The organism is Candidatus Chloroploca asiatica, assembly GCF_002532075.1.
Lineage (GTDB): Bacteria > Chloroflexota > Chloroflexia > Chloroflexales > Chloroflexaceae > Chloroploca > Chloroploca asiatica.
On the sequence record NZ_LYXE01000091.1, the window covers coordinates 43694 to 62794 of the forward strand.

Annotated in this window: 13 protein-coding genes; 11 read left to right on the forward strand and 2 right to left on the reverse strand. The window is 60.4% G+C overall.

The annotated features are described in order from the left end of the window. Positions 1-159 precede the first annotated feature (159 nt). From A9Q02_RS12210 to A9Q02_RS12220, 3 genes are all read left to right on the forward strand, one after another. Entirely contained in the window at positions 160-3462 is a 3303-nt protein-coding gene (locus A9Q02_RS12210) for an efflux RND transporter permease subunit (RefSeq protein WP_097653369.1), read from the forward strand. Between the two features lie 132 nt (positions 3463-3594). Then, positions 3595-5157: an efflux RND transporter periplasmic adaptor subunit gene (locus tag A9Q02_RS12215; RefSeq protein WP_245860519.1), complete on the forward strand. Its 1563-nt coding sequence runs from the start codon at positions 3595-3597 to the stop codon at positions 5155-5157. A 107-nt stretch (positions 5158-5264) separates the two neighbouring features. Further along, the gene (locus tag A9Q02_RS12220; protein WP_097653370.1) at positions 5265-5867 is read left to right on the forward strand and encodes a TetR/AcrR family transcriptional regulator; all 603 of its coding nucleotides are present in this window, start codon (positions 5265-5267) and stop codon (positions 5865-5867) included. A 72-nt stretch (positions 5868-5939) separates the two neighbouring features. Here A9Q02_RS12220 and A9Q02_RS12225 read toward each other — a convergent pair whose 3' ends face one another. Continuing rightward, on the reverse strand, positions 5940-6884 hold the full coding sequence (locus A9Q02_RS12225) for an arsenate reductase/protein-tyrosine-phosphatase family protein (RefSeq protein ID WP_172450916.1): 945 nt from the start codon (positions 6882-6884) through the stop codon (positions 5940-5942). Between the two features lie 369 nt (positions 6885-7253). Here A9Q02_RS12225 and A9Q02_RS12230 point away from each other — a divergent pair, with 369 nt between their 5' ends. The 4 genes from A9Q02_RS12230 to A9Q02_RS12245 all read left to right on the forward strand — a co-directional run bounded on the left by A9Q02_RS12230 (position 7254) and on the right by A9Q02_RS12245 (position 12450). Beyond that, a complete protein-coding gene (locus A9Q02_RS12230; protein ID WP_245860520.1) occupies positions 7254-8417 on the forward strand; it encodes a M23 family metallopeptidase in 1164 nt (387 codons plus the stop codon). Positions 8418-8605: 188 nt separating this feature from the next. Continuing rightward, positions 8606-9634, forward strand: coding sequence for a Kelch repeat-containing protein (locus A9Q02_RS12235; protein ID WP_172450917.1), 1029 nt, complete (start codon positions 8606-8608; stop codon positions 9632-9634). A gap of 19 nt (positions 9635-9653) precedes the next feature. After that, positions 9654-11969 carry a WD40 repeat domain-containing protein gene (locus tag A9Q02_RS12240; protein WP_097653373.1) on the forward strand — a complete coding sequence of 772 codons (2316 nt, stop codon included), beginning with the start codon at positions 9654-9656 and terminating at the stop codon, positions 11967-11969. 7 nt (positions 11970-11976) lie between these two features. Continuing rightward, on the forward strand, positions 11977-12450 hold the full coding sequence (locus A9Q02_RS12245; RefSeq protein ID WP_097653374.1) for a PaaI family thioesterase: 474 nt from the start codon (positions 11977-11979) through the stop codon (positions 12448-12450). A gap of 5 nt (positions 12451-12455) precedes the next feature. On the opposite strand, the gene A9Q02_RS12250 is transcribed toward A9Q02_RS12245, so the two are convergent. Further along, a complete protein-coding gene (locus A9Q02_RS12250) occupies positions 12456-13256 on the reverse strand; it encodes a class I SAM-dependent methyltransferase (RefSeq protein ID WP_172450919.1) in 801 nt (266 codons plus the stop codon). A gap of 188 nt (positions 13257-13444) precedes the next feature. On the opposite strand from A9Q02_RS12250, the gene A9Q02_RS12255 reads away from it, so the two are divergent. From A9Q02_RS12255 to A9Q02_RS12270, 4 genes are all read left to right on the forward strand, one after another. After that, a complete protein-coding gene (locus tag A9Q02_RS12255) occupies positions 13445-13864 on the forward strand; it encodes a helix-turn-helix transcriptional regulator (RefSeq protein WP_245860521.1) in 420 nt (139 codons plus the stop codon). Positions 13865-14175: 311 nt separating this feature from the next. Then, positions 14176-15591: a tetratricopeptide repeat protein gene (locus tag A9Q02_RS12260; RefSeq protein WP_097653377.1), complete on the forward strand. Its 1416-nt coding sequence runs from the start codon at positions 14176-14178 to the stop codon at positions 15589-15591. A 48-nt stretch (positions 15592-15639) separates the two neighbouring features. Continuing rightward, positions 15640-16734 (forward strand): hypothetical protein, encoded by a 1095-nt coding sequence (locus tag A9Q02_RS12265; protein WP_097653378.1) that lies wholly within the window; start codon positions 15640-15642, stop codon positions 16732-16734. Positions 16735-16815: 81 nt separating this feature from the next. Then, positions 16816-19101 (forward strand): lamin tail domain-containing protein (locus A9Q02_RS12270; RefSeq protein ID WP_141508865.1); only part of this gene is annotated, 2286 nt, incomplete at its 3' end.

Consider the following 19101-nt stretch of genomic DNA (forward strand, 5'->3'; position numbering starts at 1 on the left):
GTTTGGGTGCCTCAGCCTACCCATAATTCTTCAATATTTCCTACTTGCGCGTTCAAAGACTTTACGGTACAGTAAAGACAAAGCTCGTGCAAGTTGTGTGCATGAGCCGTGTGCAGTGCAACACGCTGTGTGTTGATAACCCTCGACTGAGGAGGCTTGATGGCTACGCCCCAACGCCAGAAAGAGAAGTTAAACGGGATCTGGATCTCGGATGTGGCAATCCGCCAACCAGTTTTTATCACGATGGTGATGCTGGCTATTCTGACCTTCGGTATTCTTTCGTTCCGTACAACGCCGGTTAACCTGCTACCCGATATTGATGTGCCTGTCTTTGTGGTGTCGGTAAACTATCCCGGTGCCGGCCCCGAGAGTGTCGCCGATCAGGTGATTCGCCCGATTGAAGATGCGGTCAATACGCTGGCCGGTCTTCGTGACTTGACCTCTAATTCCAGTGAGGGTTTTGGTTTTCTTGTGCTGGAGTTTGAGGCCGGTACGGATATTAATGAGATTGATCAGAATGTCCGTGAAAAGGTCAATGCGATTTTACCGTCGTTGCCACGCGATGTGCGCCAGCCGGTCTTTGAACGCTTTGATCCGAATCAAGCGCCGATTATGTCAATCGCCGTCGCGGCGACCGGCGGTCAATCGCCGCTTGCGTTGCGCTCTCAGCTCGACAATGAGATTGTGCCGCTCTTGCAGCGTGTCCCCGGCGTGGGCAATGTTGCGGTGAGCGGTGGTGAGGTGCGCCAGATCAATGTCCTCATGGATCTCGCTCGCCTCCAGGCGTTTGGCATTCTTCCGTCCCAAATTACCCGCTCGCTCCAGCAGGCCAACGCCAACCTTGGCCTCGGTACCATCGAGCAGGGCGATCAGTCGGTTAGTCTCCGTGCGCCGTCATTGCTGCAAACCCCCGAGGATATCGCGCGGATCCAGATTACTGGCACCAATTTCCGCATTGGCGATGTCGCTACGGTGGAAGATGGCGTTGCTGAGGTGACGCGCTTTTCACGCCTCGATGGCGATGATGCGATTATCCTTAGTGTCCGTAAGCAATCGGGTAGCAATACGGTGACTGTTGCCGAAAATGTTCGGGCAGCCGTTGAGGATCTTTTTCGTACGCGCTCGGATCTTGTCTATACGATTCCACAAGATGATTCCCAGGCGGTGACGGCGTCGGTTATTTCCTCGCTCGAAGAATTGATCTTTGCTTCGATTGCCGCGTTCCTCGTGGTCTGGTTCTTTTTCCGCAATCTCCGCAGTACGATCATTACAATGATTGGTCTGCCGGTGATTCTCATCGGTACCTTTATCTTTATGCCCTTCTTTGGGCTGACGATTAACCTCATCACGCTGCTTGCCCTCTCGTTGTGTGTGGGCCTTGTGATTGACGATGCGATTGTCGTCCGCGAAAATATTTTCCGCCGTATGGAACGCGGTGAGACCGCCCGCATCGCGTCGTCCAAAGGTACGTCGGAGGTGAGCCTCTCGGTGCTGGCGATGACGTTGACCATCGTCGCGGTCTTTGTGCCCGTGACCTTCGCCGAAGGTACCGCCGGCATTGTCTTCCAGTCCTTTGGCGTCGTCATTGCCGTGGCGATTCTGCTCTCGCTCGTCGAGGCGTTCACGCTCGCCCCGATGATGTCGTCAAATGTCTTCCCTAATGCCAAAATGAAGCCGCACGATACCCACGGTTCCCGCCGCGAGGCGTTGCCGGGGCTCGATATTGATCGCCTTCAGCAAGAGAACGATGATCGCGATAGCAGCTTGCTCCAGGAGGCAAAAGAAGATCCGGGGCGCATGGGCGCAGCCTATGGCAAATTGCTTGGCTGGACGCTGGCGAGTACGCGCAATCGCATGCTCGTTGTGGCCACGTCGATCGGGGTGTTGCTGCTCAGTGTGGTGGTGGCCGGTGGCCTCAAGTTTACCTTCTTCCCCGAACAGGATCCCCACGAGTTTCTGATGGGCTTCGAGGCCCGGCCCGGTACGACTCTGGCCGAGACGAATCGCCTCGCCCAGCAGGCCGAGCAGGTCTTGCTTGCCGATCCTGCGGTCTCTACGGTCATCTCCAATGTCGGTTTTTCGGGCAATCCGGAACGAACCGAGTTTTTTGTGAAGCTGGTCGATCGGACACCGACGATTCCGGTGCAGGAACGCCTGCGTGAGCAACTCGGCTTTTTGCCGCGCCTCTCGTTTGCGCTGCCCAGTTTCCAGCCCACTAGTACCGGCGTCGCTGGCCGCGAGTTCCTGGTCAGCCTCCAGACACCCCGTTCGGTGAATGAGATTGCGCCGGTTGTGGCCGCCGTCGAGAACGAGTTCCGTCAGATGGAAGGCCTGGTGGATATTGATACCAATTTCCAGACGGGGAAGCCCGAGTTGCAGTTCATCGCTGACCCCGGACGCATTGGCGAGCTTGGGGTGACCAACGATGATATTGCGACTTCGGTGCGCGCCTTGATCAATGGCGAGCGTGCGACGGTGCTCCGTCAGGATGGGCAAGATTATGATGTGGTGGTGCGTCTGCGGGAAGAAGACCGGACAGGCGTTGAGTCGCTCGGGGCGATCAGTCTGCCTACCCGCAGCGGCACCGTTCCCCTCAGTTCACTCGGCACAATCGAGGTTTCGAGCAGCCCGGTGACGATCCGTCGGTTCAACCGACTCAACCAGGTGTTGATCGGGGCTAATCTCGAAGGCCGCAATCTTACCGATGTCCAGAACGAGATGAACGCGCGCCTGGATGCGCTCGGCATTCCCAATGATGTTGTGGTTAGCTACGTCGGCTTGCTGCAGCAAACCACTGAGGGTTTTGACTCCCTCTTGCTCGCGATGGCGCTCTCGGTGCTCTTTGTCTATATGGTATTGGCATCGCAATTTGGTTCGTTTACGCAGCCGCTAGTGATTATGATGGCCATGCCCTTCAGTTTCATCGGAGCGTTCCTGGCGCTCCGCATTATTGGGATTGACCTCGATATCACCGGGATGATCGGCCTGATCTTGCTGCTTGGTCTTGTGGTCAAGAACTCGATCCTGCTGGTCGATTTTACCAACCAACTTCGCGCACTTGGCCTCAATAAACACGATTCGCTGCGGCTCGCCGGGGCCATTCGTCTGCGCCCGATCCTGATGACCGCCATCTCGCTGATCGCCGGCGCCCTGCCGACCGCGATGGGCATCCACGTCTTTGGTACCGGGCAAGGCACTGAGTTCCGGAGTGGCCTCGCCTGGGTCATCATCGGCGGGATGACCACCTCAACGATCCTGACCCTGCTGGTCGTGCCGACGGTGTATAGTCTGATCGAAGGGATGACCTCGCGCTTCAACAACTGGTTTATCCGCAAGTTTCCCAGCGCAGGTCAACCCGAAGTCCAGCCCGAACCACCGGTCGCCACCGGGGCAACCGCCATTACGCCGACCCCACCGGCATCAGCAACGATGCCAACGCAGACGGAATCATCAGCCGATTAATGCGCACGTAGGGGCGAAACACCCGCCCCTGTGCCATCCCAAAGCGGTACCATGATCACGGGCGGGTGCTTCGCCCGTCGCTAACGCACGATATTAGCGCTAACAACGTACATATATTAAGGAGTGTCTTTCGTGTTACGCAAACTTGTCTTGAGTGGGATGGCAGCCGCGCTGCTCGCTGGCTGTGCCACCACGGCACAGCCCGAAAGCGCAGTTACGCCTGTGCCGACGATAGCTCTGCCCGCGTCTTCGACGGGCAGCAGCCCTGCCCAACCAGATGCCGAGGGGGTGCTCGCCGCCCCGACCGCCGCCCCGCTGCTCGCGCTCGGCGTGACTGCGTCGGGCGAAATCGCCCCGAAACGGAGCGCGTCGCTCCTCTTCCGTGTGCCCGGTACCGTGGCCGAGGTGATGGTCGAAGAGGGCATGAGTGTCCGTGAAGGCCAGGAACTGATCCGGCTTGATGTCGCCGAGCTTGAACTGGCCTTGCGCCAGGCCGAAGCTGGGCTGGCTCAGGCCCAGGCTGGCTACGAGCGCCTCGTTGAAGGGGCTAGCCCTGAAGAGGTGGCCGCTGCCCGCGCCCAGGTTGCCCAGGCCCAGGCCGGGTTGCGCCAGACCACCGGGAGTGTCACTGCCGAAGATATTGCCGCTGCCGAGGCTGCCCTTGCCAGTGCGCTCGCACGCCAGGCCGAAGTAGCCGCTGGCCCACGCACCCCCGATCTCCAGCAGGCCGAAGCAGGCGTTGCTCAGGCCCGCGCTAATCTTGAAGTGCAACGGACAAATCTCTCGGCAGCCAAGACCAATGCACAACTCCAGCTCGATATCGCCGCCAATGGTCTGCGTGACGCCCAACAAGCCTATTCAGATATCTACTGGCGCAATCGCGAAACTGAGTTGCAGCTGAGCAAGTTTGGCCGGGAAATTCCGCAAGAGGCGCTGGACGCCGAGGAGCAGACGCTGCGGGCGGTGCAGAACGCCGAGACGCGTTTTGGTCAGGCCCAACTCGCCTACGATCAAGCGGTTCAAAATGAAGTCGAAGGCATCCGTGCCGCCGAAGCCGGCGTTGCCAACGCCGAAGCAAGCCGGCAACGGCTGCTCGATGGGGCCACCGCCGAGCAGCGCGCCGCCGTTGATGCCCAGGTTGCGCAGGCCCGTGCGTCACTCGACCGCTTGCGCGGCGACCAGCGCGCTGGCTCGCTCGACGCCGCCCGCGCAGGCATCGCCGTAGCCCAGGCCAATCTCGCCCGCGCCACCAGCGATCCGACTGCGGCCACCCTGGCTGGCTCGCTCGCCCAGGTTGAACAGGCCCGCACCGCGGTTGAGTCAGCCCGCCTCAACCTCAATAAGGCGGTGCTCCGCGCCCCCTTCGATGGCATCATCGCGATCGTCAACGTCGAAATCGGTGATAGCGTCGGTGCTGGCGCTGTGCCGGTGGTGCAAATCGTTGATGTCAGTGAATTGCGCGTCGAAGTCAATATCAGCGATACCGATGTCGCCCGCGTCCGCGAGGGTATGCCCGCAACCGTCACGCTCGACGCGATCCCAGGGCAAACCTTTACCGGCAACGTCAGCTTCATTGCCCCGACCGCAACCGTCGTCGGCAACGTCCGCACCTTCGCTGTCCGCATCACCCTCGACGAACAGGCAGGGCTACGCGCCGGCATGAGCGCCCGCGTAACCATTCAACTTGATGGCTAAGGAGCGCCTTCCGGCTGGGGATTTGGGGGCCTGCGGCCCCCAAGAATCTCGCTTGTGCTGGCGCAAGCATGGGTTTTAGGGCGACAGCCCCATTATTGAGAAAGTCTATGAGTCAAACCCTACGCGAACGTCGTAAAGCATTGCTCCGTGATGAAATCCTCGCCGCTACGCACCAGTTGATGGCCGAGCGGGGCTATGCTGCCTTCTCGATGGAAGAACTCGCGGCACGCGTCGGCGTCTCCAAGCCGACGCTCTACAATCAGTTCCCCACCAAAGAGGATCTCGTGGCGACGATGGCAATGCAGTTGATGGAGCGCACCTTTGCCCAGGTCGAGGCGGCGAGCGAGGCTTCCCCGTTGCAACGCCTCCTCACCTTTCTCCATACCAGTGTGCGCCTGCAAATCGAGCATCGTACCTGCGCGATGCAACTCTGGCTGCCCGAGATCATTGATCTGCTGGAACGCCACCCACGCTCGCAAGACTATCTGGCCCGCATTGATGCCCGCCTGGTCGCCACGATCGAAGAGGCCATTGCGGTCGGCGAAATTGACCCCTCGGTTGATGTCGCCAGCGTCGTCCGCATCTTCAATGCGCTCAATATCTCACCCAGTATCGGCTGGATCAGCGTCAGCGGCGAACCAGACCCCGAACGCCTCGCCGATACAGTTGTCGCCGTCTTTCGCCAGGGTCTCGCCCCGCAGGGAACCTGATGTTCATTCGTCAGGGATTTCAAGTGTGCTCAAAAAACGATCAGCTTTGCTGATCGTTTTTTTGAGCACAAATTACTGAAAGTGACTCAACATCGCTGAAGCATCGGTCACATCCGCTGCGGTAAGCGGTGTAGCAAACCGAGCAAAGGCCTTGAGCAACAGGTGCGCCTGATCAGGCGTCGGGAGAGCGCTCGCCAGCACGAGCATTGCGCGAACCAGCGCCACATAGGCGCGCCCAAAGCCATCAGCAGGTGCGGCTTGCTCGAGCTCACCCAGATCGGCCAATAGATGGTGACGCGCCACCGCCCAGACAATCACATCAGGCCGATCGGCCACGAGCTGCAAGATGTGCTCGGCTCGTTGCACCAGCAGAGTCGCTTGCTCTGTCAGCGGCGAAGGCGCACGCCGTTCGTGCGGCAATGCCGTTGAGAGAGCGGCAGCAGACAGCGCAACACCACGCACCGCCAAGTCAAGGCGCGACGGATCAGCGATGCTCGCTTCTGCAGACGGCACAGCCGCAGCTTCGGGAGAAGAGCCCGCCCCGGTGTCTGGCGACCATGCAGGGTCAACAAGTTGGCACAGGCGCGCTAGACCAGCCTGTAACAACATTACAATTTCATTACCATATTGCACCCAGGCCCCGACCTGCATGCGAAAAGGGTCAGGGATATCGCGCGCCCGACCGGCCAGTTCACCCAGACTCACTGTCACCGCATCAGGAAAGCGCATCCGCACCACACGGGCAATACCGCTATCAATCGCCAGCAATACCCGTGCCTGCGCCACCAGTTCAGGCGTGAGCGAACGCGCACAATGAGTATCCAGATCAAACCCGAGGATCATCATCGCCGAGCGCGCCTCTGGCTCAGCCGGATAGCCATCGTGCCCCACAATCCCCGTCGAGGCCACGTCCCACGGCAAGCCCTGCTCGCCAAGCAAACGCCGCAACATCGCCGCCGCCATCGGCGCACGACCGGTATCTGCCGCACCCACAATCAGAATATCTGGCTTTGCCATGCCATGTATCATACCACAACTGCCCCCTCGCCTCCGCCGAAGCATCGCAGGCTACGCCTCAAGCTCACCTCGCCTCCGCCGAAGCCTCGCAGGGTTACGCCTCAAGCTCACCCTGGTTGAGACGGGCAGTGTGGGCTCGATCTCAACCAAAATTTGATCATTTTGTCAGTTTGTGATATGTTTATCAGGCCGCTTGACCACGAACGTCACGGCACATCTCTTCACAGCGAAGCGACGAGCCAAGTTTGCTCGTGCTTCCCAGAGCTTCAAAAAGGCTCTCCACATGGCCGTTTGCCCTGTTTGCAACCGGCCTGATCCAGGAACGATCACGGGGTTCGCCCCACCATTACTGACCCAGGAGGTTCACATTTGTTGAGTCTACGTGCGACTCTGCCCGGCAAGTTTGCCTTCGGCTCGCGTCAACGCATGCTCGCTTGCATCCTACTGCTGGTTCTGCTCACAGTTTCCACCCTGAGCCCGTCACCCGCTCAGGCCGCTCGAAGTCTGGTTCTGCCAACTCCGGCTGGCGAATCCTGGCGCATTATTCAAGGTTATGCTTGCGGTACCCACAATAGCTGGGATCGCTATTCACTTGATCTTATTCAGGTCAATGGACCTACCTATGGCGCACCGATCCGCGCCGCCGCGAATGGCACCGTCTGGCATTGGGAAGCCCGCAGTGGAACGCTTATTCTCCATCACGGGAATCAGTTCTTCACGATGTATACCCATCTCCAAAGTGCGGTGACGACCTCCCGCGGTGTCTTCTTTGAAGCCGGTCAGACCCTTGGGTACGCCGGCGACCGCGGTTCACCCGGTGTTCCCCATCTGCATTTCACCGCTTTTACGGCGAATCGTGATGGCTGGAGTGGCAAACAGTCGATCCCACTCAAATTCGCTGAAGGCTATGACCTTCCCGAAATTGGTGGGTGCAACCAGCACGGCGGCAAAGTAATGACCGCCATGGCGCTGCAACCGCCCGAGGTCGTCTTCAGTTCAGAGCTTCAACCCGACACCTGGACAAACCAGGATCTGCGGGTCGGGTTTACGATCAACTGGGGCGGCGGTGGCCTCAGCCAGGCCTGGAACCAGGAGCCTGCCGCTGATCGCCCGATGTTCCCGTCGGTGATTGATGGCTATGCCCAACTATCCGATAAGGGCGAAGGCAAACATACGCTCTATGTGCGCGCCTGGGGGCCCGATGGCAAGCAGACCCTGGCAAGCTATGGGCCGGTTGGCTTTGACCAGACACCACCCTCGGCACCAGTAGCGATTCCAGCCATGACGGTAAAACCGGGGGTCGTGGTCGTGCCATGGCAGCCCGCTGAAGATAGGCTCTCAGGCGTACAAGGCTACCGTGTTTACATTGGCCCTGATCCTGAAGGTACGTCACGCTGGTTTACGCCTGACCCGGTCGTCAAGACCGAGCCGCTCAATCCTGGCGAGTACCTCGTACGGGTGCAGAGCCTCGATCATGCCGGGAATAGTAGCCCCTGGACAACCATCGGCACAATCACCGTCACCGGTGAGTAGTTGGGTGCGTCTCGCGCAGCCTGTCAGCACGACTGACAGGCTGCGCCGTTTAGTAGCACCGGCTTCCAGCCGGTGGGGCTTCCTGACAGGCTGGAAGCCGGTGCTATCTTCGCTGCGAACGGTCAAGCTCGTTTGAAACATGCCTAGGCATGGATACGCTTCTCCATAGCTAAAGGTAGAATATGCATATGCAAGGTCAACCCCGCATCCTCATTGCAACGATCAGTTTGCTCTGCCTCCTCGGGTTCACCTGGCCGTCCCTGACTACCCAGGCCATGGTCGTCACGCAGGTGCCTGCCTCAACCGATACGTTGCACTGGGAACTCCACCCTGGCATGCCCAGTCCCCGTGGCTATCTTGCGGCTGCGACGCTATCAGATGGACGGGTAGTGGCGCTTGGGGGCTGGACGCCTGCTGGTCCCACAGCCGTTGTTGAAGCCTATCATCCCCATACGGCGACTTGGCAAACCCTTGCTCCACTGGCGACGGGACGCAATAGCCTTGCGGCGGTAACCCTGGATGGCACCATTTATGCGCTGGGTGGCTACAGCATTGGGGTCAGTTCGCTCGTCGAAGCCTATGATGCAACCAGTGATGCATGGCAAAGCGTCGCGCCATTGCCCACGGCCCGCGCATTGCTTGGTGCTGCGGCGATACAAGGGAAGATTTATGCCATTGGCGGACGGGATGCGCTTGACCAGGAGCTATCAGTTGTCGAGGTGTATAACCCAGCGACCGATGCGTGGCATGAACGCGCACCCATGCCGACGCCACGCTGGGGGAGCGCGGTCGCGGTTGGAGCAGATGGCTGGATCTACGTTTTTGGTGGTACGCGTCGCAGTGGGACGGCCCTGGACGTTGTTGAGGCATATGATCCACAGACCGACACCTGGCACACAAAAACGCCTATGCCGACTCGCCGTGAGGGTGCCGCAGCCGTGACCGGGCCGGATGGCACGATCTTCGTTCTCGGGGGCTATGCCTTTGCGAGCGGTTGGCTCGCCAGTGTCGAAGGGTATGATCCCACAACCGACACCTGGACAACTGGCCCTTCCCTGTCAGTCGCACGCGGTTATCTCAGCACAGCCAGAGGCTCCGTCGGCACTTTCTATGCATTGGGTGGGGTGCGTGGCAATGGGATGGACTATCTGGCAACCATGGAGGGAGCAGCGCTGCCCGTCCCTCATCAATTCTATGTACCACTGTTGATGCGCTGATGGTGGTAGAATAGCTGGCATGACATATTCTCAGGCAACTGACGTTGAGGCAAACGTGCTCTTCATCGCCGTACCCGAGGATCTCCCTGTGGTGCAGGGGTTGGTCAGTCGCCTTCAGATTGATGGGTTCGCCATCACGCTGGTGAGCCAACTGCCTGATCTCGGTGCTTCGCCACGCATCTGGCGTGAGACGCTGGCACAAGCAAGGGCCGTGGTCTTCTGCCTCTCGCGACGTAGCATGCCCAATGACCAGCCACCCTCACTTGTGAGCAGTCTGACCGAGTTGCTCAACCTTACGCCCGCCCCTCACCGCTTTGTCGTAACGCTCAAGTTAACCAGTTGCACGCTCCCGGCAAGTCTCAGGGCCACATCAACACTTGATCTCTTCAGCGCACGCAGCTACGAGCGCTTCCGTGACCTGCTCCACAATCACCTTGCCACGACGCCTGACCCACGCGCTGTTACCGCATCCGAGCCAGTAGCACCAGTTGCCGCCCCACATCCAGCCCTTGTCCCCGAGGGCAGCTTTGCCCTCGATGAACTTGAGGCGCATGGCTTGCTCCGACGGCTTGGACGCGGTGTGCCACGTGCGCTCTTCCTGATCGATCAAGCGCACGCCCTGGTCATCTCAGGTGGTGGCCCGGTTTTGCTCGCACTCGGCGATGGAACACCGCGCTGGGCGATTGATCATCCCACCCATTGTGCCAGTCTCAGCCCAAGCGGTCAGTTGCTGGCCCTCGCTGCCGGAACCAGAATTATGCTCTGGGAACTCGCAAACGGGCAGTTGCACAGCATCTGTACTGGTCATACCGGGATGATCCAGAGTCTGGCCTTTGCCCCTGATGAACGGCTGATCGCCTCGGGGGGGCGCGATCGTCGGGTGCGGCTCTGGCGGCTCAGCGCAGGCCAACCGGTGGTGCTCGCAACCTTGCCCGAGCATAGCGATACCGTGACTGCCCTGGCTTTCAACGCCGATGGCACGCTGCTGGCAACCGGCAGCGCCGATCAGAGTGTCCGCATCTGGCGCACCTTCGACCGGGTGCTGATCCAAACGCTGGCCGGGCACGGTGGTACGGTCGAAGCGCTGGCCTTTAGCCCCGATAACACGCTGCTCGCCGCAGGTTCACGTGGCCGCCGCGTCCGCCTCTGGGAAACCGCAACCTGGAAGCTCCGCGTGACCCTCGAAGGCCACGAAGGTGCCGTTGAGACGCTCGCCTTCGCGCCAGCAGGCGACATGCTCGCCACAGGGGCAACCGATGGAACCTTGCGCCTCTGGCAGACCACCACCGGGGCATTGCTCAGGATTGTTGGTCAGCATCAAAACCCGCTGACTAGTACGACCTTTAGCCCCGATGGCAGCATGATCGCGAGCCTCGGCGAAGATAATCGCTTGCATGTCTGGCAGACAGCCAATCATACGCCTGTCACCAGTCTGCGCCCCCTGAGTGGCCGCGTCACCAGCCTGACGCTGAACGCCGAAGGCACGCTGCTTGCCCTTGGAAGCAGTGAAGGGTCTGTGACCATCCACGAATTGACCGCCGAAGGCGGCACGCGCATTCGTCAGCAGGATCATGTCGGGCCGATCATCAGCGCCGCCTTTTACGAACCGGATCATCTCATTACCGCCGCTAGTGATCGCACGATTCGTGCCTGTACGACCACGACGGGAGCGTCGCGCATTTTGTGGCAGACTCACGGCAGCAATCGCGTTGCGTGCCTTGCGTCCAATGGGCACCTTCTCGCCTGCACCGACGGTACCGGCACGGTGCAACTCTGGCGCATCACTCCCGCCGAAACGGCATCAGGAGGTCAGTTCTGGCGCGTCTTACGTGGTCTCCAAGGGCGGCCACGCCTGATCCGGTTCGATGCCCAAAGTCAGGCCATTCTCGTTGCCACTGACGAAAGCGCCATCCAGATCTGGCACCTCAATGATCTCGAAGCAGAACGAGAACCATTCAGCCAGCATCTCCCCTGCCAGGGCAAAGAAATTCGCAGCCTGGGCTCCAGTCTCGATGGACGCATCCTCGCCATCGGCAGCAGCGAAGGCACGATCCAGCTCTGGCACCGGCAAGAACACCGCACCCTCGGGATGCTCGAAGGGATCGAAAGCGCGGTGACCAGTCTGACCTTTGCCGGAGGAGACCACACCCTGGTGGCCGGCGATGCCGAGGGACGCCTCCACTTCTGGCGCATCACCCAGCGCAACTGGCGGCCCCGACGTACGAATCTTATTCATGCCCATGCAGGAGCAATCGAGCACCTGCTTTATAATGTACACCAGCAACAGCTTCTTAGCGGGTCACGCGATGGCACCGTACGCATCTGGAAAGCATAAGCCTGCGATGAACGAACCAGCCTTTCAAGACTACTATCCTGATGAATTGAGCCACTGTTATGGCTGTGGCCGCCTCAACGAAGATGGTCTCCAACTCAAGAGCCACTGGGACGGCGACGAGTCGGTGGCTTTTTTTACGCCGCGACCTGAACACACCGCCATCCCTGGGTACGTCTATGGCGGCTTGCTCGCGTCCTTGATCGACTGTCACGGCACTGGCACGGCAGCCGCCGCAGGCTACCAGGCCGCCGGGCGACCAATGGGCAGTCAACCGCCCCTCCGTTACGTCACTGCCTCCCTCCACGTTGACTACCTCCGCCCAACGCCACTCGGCAACCCACTCGAAATCCGCGGACGCGTCAAAGAGGTCAAAGGGCGCAAAGTGATCATCGAAGCCTGGATCATCGCCGACAACGCCATCTGCGTACGCGGCGAAGTCGTCGCGGTTCAGTTGCCGGAAACAATGCGTTTCGGCAGCTAAATAGTTCAAGGCTTGCGCGCCACGATCAAGCCGAAATGCCCACGCAGTGAAACGACCCGGCCATCCTCCACCGTCAGGGCAAACTGTTCACGGAAACGAGCCGGGGCTGCCAGCAACCAGCGCTCAAGCGCCTCGCGCTCGGCAACAGGCATGCCAATCCGTACCGTCCACTCGGCAAACTGATATGGTTCACGGGGGTCATCTTCCTGATGTACCACCTCAAGCCCGGCCGTGGTACAAAATGAGTGCCAGGCGCGATACGAATAGGCCCGGACGTGGCTGGGATCACGCCAGCGCTCGAAGCGATCCATAAACGCATCGAGCTCAGGATCTTCCAGACCGATATGATCAGAAATGAGCAACCGCCCCCCAACGCGTAACGCCTGCGCCGCCCCGGTCACAAAAGCCTGTACATCAGCAAAATGATGGGCCGCCACACGGCAACAGACCAGATCGAGCGACGCAGGCGCACACGGCAAATGCTCAGCCTCGCAACGCAGATAACTCACCTCGTCAAAACCCTGTGCCACCAGATGGTCACGCGCCGCATGCAGCATCGCCAGGGTCAAATCCGACGCAATCACCTGACGGACAAACGGCGCAAGTGCAAGCGCCATATGTCCCCCGCCGGTCGCCACATCAAGGACAACTTCGTCACCCGTCAGGGCGGCCAGTTCAACCAGACGCGCCAGATCACCCCCCAACGCGTGCGTGCGACTGGTCACATACGCCTGGGCAGCTGGGGCAAATTGAGCCTGCACCAGTGCCTTGAGATCCTCGTGTTGCGCACCCCTCTTGTCAACCATAGATCGCCTTCCTTGCAAAAATACCAATCCATACGGGCTTGATCCTATCCGGTCTCGTGTTACAATATGAAGAGACAAGAGCAACTGTAACACGCTTTGTGAACCTGTACTTGCTACGCAACAGGTATCTTGCTTGGGCTGGCAATAGGCCAGCCTAACTAGCCTGTTGCCAGCCCAAGCAACCAGGTTTGGGGAAGCAGCCCCCAGCACCAGCCCGGAAGCGAGAAGAAAGAAGCCTACCTGAAAAGAAAAGCCGCATGAACGACGAATATCAGTATCCACCAGCAAAACCCAAGCGCACATCACGTCAAACGTGGGATCCACAACGCATTCGCGCCCTGCGCGAGCATATGGGCATGACGCAACAACAAATGGCTGATGAATTGGAAGTGCGTCAACAAACGATCAGCGAATGGGAAACGGGCATTCACAAACCTCATCGCTCAACGCAAAAGACCCTCTCCCTCGTTGCGGAACGCGCAGGCTTTGTCTATGGTGAGCACCCTGTGTTCACCGAAACGAGCGTGGCTCCTGCACAAGAAGCCGACCCGTCAACAACCACGTCAGGCCCATCAAGCGCCGAGGGCTTTGCCCCTCAAGACCCATAAGGACGCTGCACCTGCTCCTGCCACATCCGAACATAGTCACTGCTTCCCGAGGGGAGGCCTCGTCCGAACCTCTCGCTGCGCCGAGGGTTCGGCTACTTTGCCCCCTCCTGGCCCACAACTGCCCCCAGTAGGCAGAAAACTCTTTGCACTTTTGCGCAGGATATAGAGCAGCTAGACCGTGATAGCGCCATCCTACGCAGAAAAACTGTTGACCCTCATTACGACGTGTGCTAGAATAGGCACCGAGTAACAGATATGATCTGTTTGTTCTATCGTTCCTGCCCACAGTGGCCCAAGAGGAAGGATTGTTCATGGCGGAGCCGGAAAGCATTTTGCAGCTGGGCATCGAAGCCGCACGCGAGGGCAAAAAAGATGAAGCCCGTCAACTCTTTCGCCTGCTTACCCGCCAGGAGCCAGAAAACGCCCAGGGGTGGCTCTGGCTTGCTGGTGTCGCTGAGAATCGTGAAGAACGCCAGAATGCGCTTGAACGTGTCCTGAACCTCGATCCTCAGAATGAAATGGCGATCAAGGGCCTCAATGCCCTGGGTGTCCGTCCTAGTACGACCATGCGCGCAGGCATTCACGAAGTACCGCCGCCCCCACCACCGTCGCCAGCACCGACTGAGGCGATCACTGATGATGCCTTCGAGGACGATCCCTTTGCTGAACTCGATAACCTCGCCGATGCCATCAGTGCCGATACGTCTGGTCCAGTGCGTCGAGCGGATGGTGTGCCTCATCATGTCGACCCGCAAGATGAGAAACTTGCCGCTGATCGCGCCGCTATGCTCGCTGCGACGTCGCAGCGCCGTCGCGATGAGGACGAACCTGCAAGGAGTCGCCGTTCGGGGGATTATAACGATGAGTATGAAGAACCGCGTCGCGGCTTTAGTCCGCTCCTCGCGCTGTTGCTCTTCCTCGTCGGGCTTGGCCTGGTCGGGCTGTTACTCGCGTTCCTCTTCTCAGATTTCTTTGGCGGTACGCAGGTTGCTGAGCCCAATGCGACCCAGCAGGCTATTGTTGCCGCAACCGCAACGGCCCTCGCCGAAAATCCGATTGTCGGGGTAGAACCAACCACCGACCCCGGTGAGCCTGGCACCGACCCCGGTGAACCCGGCACCGACCCCGGCACGGACCCTGGCACTGACCCCGGCACGGACCCCGGCACGGACCCCGGTGAGCCCGGCACGGACCCCGGTGAGCCCGGCACGGACCCCGGTGAGCCCGGCACGGATCCCGGTCAGCCATCCGAGCCCGAGCAACCAGTTGAGCCACCACTACCTCCGGCTGATGTCTCGGATGCCAACCCAATCATTCTGCCGGCCAATACGCCTTTGTCGAGTGAAGGCTGGCTCTATGATTTCAATCAACCAACCTTCGCAGCATCGGTGATTGGTGATATTCGCCAGTTTAGCCCGCAAAATGGCCGCTTTGTGGTCATCCTCGCCTATGCGGTGAATAGTACCGGTGTCAGCCAATCCATTCCAGCCGAGTTCTTTGTCATCAAAGATGCACAAGGCCGCGTGTGGGAAGCCCGCCCCGACGTCTCAGAAGCCTATGTGGTGCCTGGCGTCAATGCCGACCTGGCCCATACGCAGGCGATGCCCCCCGATGGGCTGACGCGCAGCGTGGCAATCGTCTTTGATGTCGCGCTTGATGCAACCGACCTGGTCTTCTTTGCCCGCAGTAATCCGAGCCAGGGTTGGCTTGTCCTGCGCAGTGTGTAACGTCGCTCATGGGAGGGCCTGGCCCTCCCTTACTTTTCCTGTTTACCTGTGACAACACCTCCAGATCAGCCATCACCATCCTCCGAGCTTGATCAACTGCTTCAGATTGCCCAGCAGGCCATCAGCAAGGGGAGGCTTCAGGCTGGTCAGCGTGTCTTGCAGGCGCTGACTCAGGAATACCCCGATGAGCCACGGGTCTGGTTGCTGCTCGCTGAATTAAGCGGCCCTCAACCAGCCCCGACACCTTCCCAGGCGGAAGCTGTTTTGCCTCAGGCAGACCACGCTGAGGTGCCACCTTCGCCACACCACGAGCCAGTAGCAGCACCCGTTGTCCCCCCACCCGAACAACACGTGCCTGAAGTGCAGCCTGACGACCATCGCACCGTGTTTCCGTTACTCAACGTGCTGGCAATGCTCGTGATTGTGCTGTTGCTTGGCGCAATCGGGGTAATCATCGGACACAATGTGATGCAAACAAACCCGTTTGCCCTGCAATCCTCAGCACCAGCCACAGCCAATCCAATCAACCCGTCAGCTGAGCTACCTATCCCCACGGCAACAGCGCCAGACCCAACTAGTCTCCCGCCAGCGCCTCAGGCAACGGCAACGGCAAGCACAATACCATTGCCCACACTCACCCTCAGCGAGCCGACGGCCACAGCGATGCCTATGGCTTCACCCGAACCAAGCCCGACGACGATGACCGAATTGCCCCTAGGGAGCATTCTCGACCACGATGGCTGGAGTGCAACCCTCCTGCGACCAGATTATGCCGTGGTACTCGACGGCAGCCTGGGGGATCTCGCCCCCAATGGCCGCTTTGTGCTCGCAGTTGTTGCGGTCAGCAATAACAGCCCTGAAACGCGCATCCTTCCCCCAACCTTCTTTGCCTTGCGGGATGATCAAGAGCGCACCTATAGCCCAGTGCCCCAGGCCTCGACTATCTATCTGACGCTGTATCAACGCGGGCAGCACGGCGATCTCGCCCTCGAAGAACCACTCGAACCGGCAAGCGGCATGCGCAGCATCCCCATCCTCTTTGATGTCCCCCTTGAGGCCAGTGGCCTGCGCCTCACCACCCCTTCCAGCGGTGGTGCGGGATGGCCCATCGGTGAAAGCCAGGCGCTCCCCGCCGGGCCATAACGGATCCGCCCTCAACTCGCGTTACTTTTTGCCCACCTGGACGGTACATGGTCAGGTACCAGTATCTTCCGGGAGGCACCCGTGCGTAGACTGCATCAAACCCTATCAATTCTGCTGATCGCGCTCATTATTGGCAACAGCCTGGCCTTCAATATGACCGCACAGGCCCAGGCCGAAGTCATCCTGATCAACGAATTTATGCCCGCCCCGCTTGGCACAGGCGAATGGGCTGAAGTGTTGAATCGTGGGGCGATTGCCGTCGATCTAAGCGGCTGGCGCATTGATGATGATTTGCCGGCCAACAGCATCAAAGTGCTCATCCCAATAGGAACCGTTCTGGAACCTGGCGAACGCTATGTCATCGAATGGAGCGCCAGCATGCTCAATAACAGCGGTGACACGATCCAGCTCATCGCCCCAGACGAAAGCATTATTGACAGTTACACCTATACGAGCAGTCGTGCCGGCGAGAGTTACGCACGCTGGCCTGATGGTGGTGATACCTGGATCATAGGACCACCGACCCGCGGCGAGTCAAACGGTGAAGGAGCCTCGACCGAGACCCCGACCCCGACCGAGACCCCAACCGAAACGCCCACCCCGACCGAAACGCCCACGAACACGCCGACTCATACTAGTACAGCGACCAGCACGCTGACCCCAACCGAAACCCCCACCAACACGCCGACTCATACTAGTACGGCGACCAACACGAGTACGCCCGTCCCCACGAACACCAGTACGCCCGTCCCCACCGCCACGAACACCAGCACGCCCGTCCCCACCAACACGGCCACCAAGACACCGACCGCCACCGCCACGCCCACCAGCACGCTGCCGAGCACCCCGCCCACCAGCACCCCGCTGCCTACGAGCACGCCCACCAATACGGCCACGGCCACGCCAACGCCCACCAGCACCCCGACCGTTACGCCAAGCAACACCCCAACCGCGACCGCCACGCATACTAGCACGCCCGAACCCACCAGCACGGCCACGAACACGAACACCAGCATACCCGAACCCACCAACACGGCCACCAAGACACCGACCGCCACCGCCACGCCCACCAGCACCCCGACCGTTACGCCAAGCAATACCCCAACCGCGACCACCACGCATACCAGCACGCCCGTACCTACCAGCACGCCCGAACCCACCAACACGGCCACCAAGACACTGATCGCCACCGTCACGCCCACCAGCACCCCGCTGCCGAGCACCCCGCCCACCAGCACCCCGCTGCCTACGAGCACGCCCACCAATACGGCCGCGGCCACGCCAACGCCGACCAGCACCCCGACCGTTACGCCAAGCAACACCCCAACCGCGACCGCCACGCATACTAGCACGCCCGAACCCACCAGCACGGCCACGAACACGAACACCAGCATACCCGAACCCACCAACACGGCCACCAAGACACCGACCGCCACCGCCACGCCCACCAGCACCCCGACCGTTACGCCAAGCAACACCCCAACCGCGACCGCCACGAACACGACCAACCCGACCGCCACCCCAACGCCAGCCCTCAGCCTGGGGGAGATCCTTCTCAACGAAATCGCCCCCAGCGACGACCCGGAATGGATTGAACTCTGGAATACCACCCCGTATACCCAGACCCTTGCTGGTTGGTCACTCGTGCGCAGTTCGGCGACCCAGACGATCACCCGGCTCTTGCCGGATCTGCGCCTGGAACCCCATGGCTTCGTCGTCCTCACCCTCAGCCGCAGCACCCTCCCCAATGCCGGGGCCACCCTCAGCCTCCGTGATGCCCACGGCACCGTGATGGATCTCCCTGTCACCTATCCCGCCCTCACCGGCAGCAGCGTCTACGCCCGCCTGGACGCCACCACCTGGACCACCCTCGCCCCACCGTCCCCCGGCGAACCCAATCGCCTCCCCGTGCCCACCAGCACCCCAACGGCCACGCCGAGCAGCACCCCAACTGCGACCGCCACGAACACCAGTACGCCCGTGCCCACCAACACCGCCACCAAGACACCGATCGCCACCGCTACCGCCACATATACCAGTACGCCGACGATCATGCCGAGTAGCACACCGAGCGCCACTACCACGTATATCAGCACGCCCATACCCACCAGCACGAGCACCAAGACACCGACCGCAACCGCCATGCCCACCAGCACGCCTGGCGCCACCGTCATGGCAACCAGTACACCGACGACTCTCGCCACGATCACCAGCACCCCAACGGTCACCGCTACCGCCACACCTACCAGCACAAGCACGCCACCACCCACCAGCACACCGAGCGCCACCGCCAACCCGACCGCCACCCCAACGCCAGCCCTCAGCCTGGGGGAGATCCTTCTCAACGAAATCGCCCCCAGCGACGAC

What these genes read in the sequence shown, in the direction of transcription:
- A9Q02_RS12210 (WP_097653369.1), top strand. Translation starts at nt 160, where the DNA reads ATGGCTACGCCCCAACGCCAGAAAGAGAAGTTAAACGGGATCTGGATC.
- A9Q02_RS12220 (WP_097653370.1), top strand. Translation starts at nt 5,265, where the DNA reads ATGAGTCAAACCCTACGCGAACGTCGTAAAGCATTGCTCCGTGATGAA.
- A9Q02_RS12225 (WP_172450916.1), bottom strand. Translation starts at nt 6,884, where the DNA reads ATGGCAAAGCCAGATATTCTGATTGTGGGTGCGGCAGATACCGGTCGT.
- A9Q02_RS12235 (WP_172450917.1), top strand. Translation starts at nt 8,606, where the DNA reads ATGCAAGGTCAACCCCGCATCCTCATTGCAACGATCAGTTTGCTCTGC.
- A9Q02_RS12240 (WP_097653373.1), top strand. Translation starts at nt 9,654, where the DNA reads ATGACATATTCTCAGGCAACTGACGTTGAGGCAAACGTGCTCTTCATC.
- A9Q02_RS12245 (WP_097653374.1), top strand. Translation starts at nt 11,977, where the DNA reads ATGAACGAACCAGCCTTTCAAGACTACTATCCTGATGAATTGAGCCAC.
- A9Q02_RS12250 (WP_172450919.1), bottom strand. Translation starts at nt 13,256, where the DNA reads ATGGTTGACAAGAGGGGTGCGCAACACGAGGATCTCAAGGCACTGGTG.
- A9Q02_RS12260 (WP_097653377.1), top strand. Translation starts at nt 14,176, where the DNA reads ATGGCGGAGCCGGAAAGCATTTTGCAGCTGGGCATCGAAGCCGCACGC.